General features: G+C 66.0%; 2 protein-coding genes and 1 pseudogene. All 3 read left to right on the top strand.

The window, feature by feature from the left end:
• A pseudogene (locus tag DYI24_RS25040) lies at window positions 1-314 on the top strand (zinc-binding dehydrogenase); the annotation flags it as partial.
• A 5-nt stretch (window positions 315-319) separates the two neighbouring features.
• Entirely contained in the window at window positions 320-1,804 is a 1,485-nt protein-coding gene (locus DYI24_RS25035) for a PfkB family carbohydrate kinase (protein ID WP_164574243.1), read from the top strand.
• Window positions 1,801-2,385, top strand: a 585-nt coding sequence (locus DYI24_RS25030) for a nucleotidyltransferase family protein (protein ID WP_164574242.1), incomplete at its 3' end; no start/stop codon positions are given. The genes DYI24_RS25035 and DYI24_RS25030, both read left to right, overlap by 4 nt.

The following is a 2,385-nucleotide window of genomic DNA, read 5'->3' as shown; positions in this document are numbered from 1 at the left end:
AGCAGGCGTTCGACGCGACGCGGCGGTTCGGCGGGCTGTGCGTGTTCGCCTCGCATCCGCGGAGCGGCGAGAAGATCGCGCTCGATCCGTTCGAACTGATCTGCGGCAAGCGGATCCTCGGCACCTGGGGTGGTGACAGCAAGCCGGAGCGCGACATCGAATTACTGGCGGGGCTGTACCGCGACGGCAAGCTGCCGCTCGATGCGATGTTCACCCGCCGCTATGCGCTCGACGAGATCAACGAGGCGCTCGACGATCTGGAGCATCGCCGCAGCGTGCGCCCGCTGATCGAAATCGATCCGTCGCTGAGGTGACGCTGATGCTGCATCCCGAGACCAGCACCGAGCTCGCGGAGATCCGAAAAAAAGCGGGTCGTCGGCGCAGCATCGTGTTCGTTGCCGGCAATTTCAACATCGTTCATCCCGGCCATCTGCGGCTTCTGAAATTCGCCGCCGATTGCGGCGATTATCTGGTGGTCGGCGTCACCGCCGAAACGGGCTACGACTGGATGCTGCCGGCCGAGCTGCGGCTCGAAGGTGTGCGCGCCATCGGCGTGGTCGACCACGCCTTCCTGCTGCACGATGCTGCGGAGGATTTCATCGCGGCGCTGAAGCCGAATGTCGTTGTGAAAGGCAAGGAGCACGAGGGCGCCGACAATCCCGAAAAGGCGGTGCTCGACGGCTATGGCGGCCGCCTGGTGTTCTCCTCCGGCGAGGTTGCGTTCTCGTCGCTCGATCTGATCAAGCGCGAGTTCCGCGAATTCAATCCGTCGTCGATCGTCAAGCCGCTCGACTATCCGCGTCGGCATCGCTTCGAGCTGGCCGAACTGAAGAACGTGCTGGCCGGATTTCCCAAGCTGCGCGTGCTGGTGATCGGTGATCTGATCGTCGACGAATACATCGCCTGCGATCCGCTCGGCCTGTCGCAGGAAGCTCCGACCATCGTGGTGACTCCGGTGTTGCGCGAATTGTTCGTCGGCGGCGCCGGCATCGTCGCCGGTCATGCGGCCGGCATGGGCGCGCAGGTCGGCCTGCTCACCGTCGGCGGCGGCGACGCGATGGCGGACTTTGCCCAGGAGCGGCTGGCCTCCTACAACGTCGACGCCACGATCCTCACCGACGAGAGCCGGCCGACCACGACGAAGCAGCGGTTCCGCGCCGGCAACAAGACGCTGCTGCGCGTCAGTCATCTCAAGCAGCACGACGTCGATGCCGATCTGCAGACCCGGATGCTGGAGACGATCGAGCACCGGCTGCCGACGACTGATCTGGTGGTGTTCTCCGACTTCAATTACGGCTGCCTGCCGTCTCGGCTGGTCGAGGCGATCGGGCAGGCGTGCCGCGCCCGCGGCGTGCCGATGGTGGCGGACAGCCAATCGTCGTCGCAAGTCGGCGATATCTCGCGGTTCACCGAGATGCTGCTGATCAAGCCGACCGAGCGCGAAGCGCGGCTGGCGATGCGCGATTTCGATTCCGGTCTCGTCGTGCTGGTCGAAGCCTTGCGCGAAAAGGCACGCGCCAAGAACGTCATCCTGACGCTGGCAGCCGAGGGCCTGTTGGTGCACGCCGAGACCAGCAGCGCCGGCACGGTGGTGACCGATCGGCTGCCGGCGTTCAACACCGCACCGAAAGACGCGGCGGGCGCCGGCGACTCGTTCTTTGTCTGCGCCGCACTGGCGCTGGCGATCGGCACCGACATCTGGCGCAGCGCGTACTTGGCCTCGATCGCTGCCGCCTGCCAGGTCGGCCGAATCGGCAACATCCCGGTCACCGCCCGCGATATTATCCGGGAGCTCGACACGTGAGCGGCGGCGCCAAGGCGCTGCTGGTCGCGGCCGGCCTCGGCACGCGACTGGCGCCGCTCACCGACGTGCTGCCGAAGTGCCTGATGCCGATCGCCGGGCGCCCGCTGCTCGGGCTGTGGTTGCAGATGCTGAGCGAAGCCGGGTTTTCGGAGATCGTCGTCAATCTGCATCACCACGCCGATCTCGTGAGCGAGTACATCCGCCGCAGTCCGTGGGCGGAGCGGGTGATCCTTGCGCCCGAAACCACGCTGCTCGGCACCGCCGGCACGCTGCTGCGGCAGCGTGAGCGCTTCATGGACGGCCCGACGCTGTTCGCCCATGCCGACAATCTCAGCCTGTTCGATCCGCGCGCCTTCCTCGCCGCCCATGCGGGGCGCCCCCCAGATGCGGCAATGACGATGATGAGCTTCGTCACCGACCAGCCTCGGAGTTGCGGCATTCTCACGCTCGATTCGGCGGGACGCGTGCTGGAGATGGATGAGAAGTCGCAGCATCCCAAAGGCAATCTCGCCAACGCCGCGGTGTATATCGTCGAGCCCGAGGTGATCGATCTCATCGCCTCGCTGGGCAAACCGGTGGGC

Origin of the sequence: Rhodopseudomonas sp. BR0C11, assembly GCF_010820945.1 — a bacterium.
Classification (GTDB): domain Bacteria; phylum Pseudomonadota; class Alphaproteobacteria; order Rhizobiales; family Xanthobacteraceae; genus Rhodopseudomonas; species Rhodopseudomonas palustris_H.
This window is presented reverse-complemented; position numbering and strand designations above follow the sequence as displayed.